This is a genomic window from Serratia myotis (assembly GCF_027474885.1).
Taxonomy (GTDB): Bacteria; Pseudomonadota; Gammaproteobacteria; order Enterobacterales; family Enterobacteriaceae; genus Serratia; species Serratia proteamaculans.
Map to the genome: position 1 here is coordinate 1 of NZ_CP099711.1, position 3,223 is coordinate 3,223.

The window sequence follows — 3,223 nt, forward strand, 5'->3', positions numbered from 1 at the left end:
CGCTACGTGACTGGTTCAGGGCTGCGCCCCGAAACCCGCTAAAACCACTGCCGCGTCTGCGGCTTGTCCAACACCGTGCCGACCGGGAAAAGATTTCCCGTCCGTCCCGGCGTTATCAGGAGGCCGGATTGGCAGACAAACGCAGCAAAATGCTCACCATGTGGGTGACTGAGGACGAGCACCGGCGTCTGCTGGAGCGCTGCGAGGGTAAGCAACTCGCGGCCTGGATGCGGCAGACGTGCCTGGACGAGAAGCCCGCACGCGCCGGCAAACTTCCGTCGATCTCGCCGGCGCTGCTTCGTCAGCTTGCCGGCATGGGGAACAACCTTAACCAGATTGCCCGCCAGGTTAACGCCGGTGGTGGAAGCGGACACGACCGCGTGCAGATTGTCGCCGCGCTGATGGCCATCGATGCCGGACTCGAGCGGTTGCGGCATGCCGTACTGGAAAAGGGTGCTGATGATGATCGTTAAGTTTCATCCTCGGGGGCGCGGCGGCGGCGGCGGGCCGGTCGATTATCTGCTGGGTAAAGATCGCCAGCGCGACGGCGCCAGCGTTCTGCAGGGGAAGCCGGATGAAGTCCGGGAGCTTATCGACGCCTCGCCCTACGCCAAAAAGTACACTTCCGGCGTTCTGTCTTTTGCCGAACAGGATTTACCGCCCGGCCAGCGCGAAAAGCTGATGGCGAGTTTCGAGCGGGTTCTGATGCCCGGACTCGATAAAGACCAGTACAGCGTGCTGTGGGTTGAGCACCGGGACAAGGGGCGGCTGGAGCTGAACTTCCTGATCCCGAACACGGAGCTTCTGACCGGCAAGCGGCTACAGCCGTATTACGACCGCGCCGACCGTCCGCGCATCGATGCCTGGCAGACCATAGTGAACGGCAGGCTGGGGCTGCATGACCCGAACGCGCCGGAGAACCGGCGGGTGCTGGTCTCGCCTTCCGCGCTGCCGGAAGCGAAGCAGGAAGCCGCCCAGGCGATTACGAGCGGCCTGCTTGCCCTTGCCTCATCCGGGGAGCTGAAAACGCGTCAGGACGTCACTGAGGCGCTGGAAAGCGCAGGTTTTGAGGTGGTGCGCACCACAAAAAGCAGCATCAGCATTGCCGACCCGGACGGGGGGCGAAACATCCGACTGAAGGGAGCCATCTATGAACAGTCTTTTAACGCTGGCGAAGGACTTAGAGCAGAAATCGAAAGCGCAGCAGCAGACTACCGGCGAGATGCTGAAAGCCGCATTCAGCGAGCACGAGAAGTCTGTCAGAGCGGAACTGAGCGAAAGCGAGAAGAGAATCAGCGCCGCCATCCTCGACCACGACCGGAAGCTGTCCTCAGCCATGAGCCAGCGCACGAAAGGGATGCTGCGCATGGTCAGCCAGACGTGGCTGACCATCGTTCTGGTCTCCGCGCTGCTGATAGCGTCGAGCGCGGGCATTCTGTGGTGGCAGGGGCAGCAGATACTCGAGAACTATACGACCATCCGGGAGCAGAAGAGCACGCAGGCCATGCTGTCAGAGAGGAACAGCGGCGTACAGCTCTCGACCTGCGGCGAGCAGAGACGCCGCTGCGTGAGGGTGAACCCGGAAGCGGGACAGTTCGGAGAGGACTCGAGCTGGATGATACTGGCGGGGAAATAGCACATGACGGAGCTGGAAAAACAGTTGCTGAGCGCATTAGAGCAGCTACAGCAGGACTACTCGAAAAGGCTGGACGAGTGGGAGAACGCCTTCGCGGAATGGCGGACGATGTCTGGTCTTATTCAACGGGAGAACGCGGCGCTGAACGAGCGCGTCACGGTCTTGAGCAGGCAGGTGCAGAGTTTGAGCGAGCAGCTGCGCCGGTTGTCGAAAGGCTGAACGCGATAGAAACTCACCGGCAGCAGGAGCGGGCGGTGCAGCACCAGAAAGCGCTGGAGCTGGAACGATCGCAGTGGCAGCATCATGGTCCTTCGCTATGATAAGCCGGGTTCTATTAATTAGTTGTTATGTAAAGATATTTAAATTTTTCAACATGAGGTATTTTTATGAATACATATATTTTCCTGGGAGGGGCTATTGTGGCTGAAGTCATAGGCACCACCTTTATGAAATATTCAGAAGGATTTACACGCCTGTGGCCGTCTGTAGGAACTGCAATAAGTTATTGCGCTGCCTTTTATCTGCTTTCCCAAACATTGGAAAATATACCTACCGGTATTGCTTACGCAATTTGGTCTGGTGCGGGAATTGTACTAATAAGCCTAGCTGGTTGGTTGGTTAGCGGTCAAAAACTTGATTGGCCCGCAATTGCAGGAATGTTCCTTATTTGCGTTGGAGTTTTGGTTATTAATATTTTTTCAAAATCTTCTGCGCATTAACTTTTTACCGAAGCATATTGGCCAAAGCAAAAGGATTTCCTTGAGATCCTTTCTTTCTGCGCGTAATCTTTTTCCCTGTAAACAAAAAAACCACCGCTACCAACGGTGGTTCGTTTGCCGGAATTCAGAGCTACCAACTCTTTGTTCCGATGGTAACTGGCTTTCACGGAGCGCAGATACCTAAACTGTCCTTTCAGTGTAGCCGCACTCAGGCTTTCACTTCAAGAACTCTGTAGGCATTCTCTACAATCTCTGCTCCGTGAACCCAGTTACCAATGGCTACCGCCACTGGCGATTTGTCGTGTCTTTCCGGGTTGGACTCAAGTTGATAGTTACCGGAACGGGCGTGGTAGTCGGACTGAACGGGGGGTTCGTGCATACAGTCCATCCTGGAGCGAACTGCCTACCCGGAACCGAGTTTCAGGCGTGGAATGAGAAACCGCGGCCATAACAGCGGAATGACACCGGTAAACCGAAAGGCAGGAATGCGGGGGAGCACGAGGGAGCCACCAGGGGGAAACGCCTGGTATCTTTAAGCCGCATCGGGTTTCGCCACCGCTGATTTGAGCGTCATTTTCGTGATACTCGTCAGGGGGGCGGAGCCTATGGAAAAACGGCAACTCCGCATCCTTTTCTTGGCCTTTCCTGCTTCGAGCGGCATTTGCTTATCCCGTAATCTGTGAGCTGGTAACGCCCGCCGCAGTCTCACGGCAGGAGCGTAGCGACCGAGTGAGCGAGGAGGCGTCATTTCATCACCACCTGCATTTTGCACTTACGCCCGGCAGCCGCATTTTTCCCCTGTCACATGAAGCACTTTCATAAATTACCACTCCGTCATAACATGTTTAGCCAGTATACACTCCGCTAG

General features: G+C 56.3%; 4 protein-coding genes. 3 read left to right on the forward strand and 1 reads right to left on the reverse strand.

Features of this window, described 5'->3' with window-relative positions:
• The first annotated feature begins 149 nt into the window (after positions 1–149).
• From NHG65_RS27000 to NHG65_RS27010, 3 genes are all read left to right on the forward strand, one after another.
• Entirely contained in the window at positions 150–473 is a 324-nt protein-coding gene (locus NHG65_RS27000) for a MobC family plasmid mobilization relaxosome protein (protein WP_004193914.1), read from the forward strand.
• The gene (mbeA, locus tag NHG65_RS27005; protein WP_045265544.1) at positions 463–1,956 is read left to right on the forward strand and encodes a plasmid mobilization relaxase MbeA; all 1,494 of its coding nucleotides are present in this window, start codon (positions 463–465) and stop codon (positions 1,954–1,956) included. The genes NHG65_RS27000 and mbeA overlap by 11 nt, the downstream gene beginning before the upstream one ends.
• 66 nt (positions 1,957–2,022) lie before the next feature.
• Positions 2,023–2,355, forward strand: coding sequence for an EmrE family multidrug efflux SMR transporter (locus tag NHG65_RS27010; RefSeq protein WP_001099531.1), 333 nt, complete (start codon positions 2,023–2,025; stop codon positions 2,353–2,355).
• 208 nt (positions 2,356–2,563) lie between these two features.
• Here the strand turns inward: NHG65_RS27010 and NHG65_RS27015 are convergent, their stop codons facing one another.
• Positions 2,564–2,734, reverse strand: coding sequence for a hypothetical protein (locus tag NHG65_RS27015; RefSeq protein ID WP_004193911.1), 171 nt, complete (start codon positions 2,732–2,734; stop codon positions 2,564–2,566).
• Positions 2,735–3,223 lie beyond the last annotated feature (489 nt).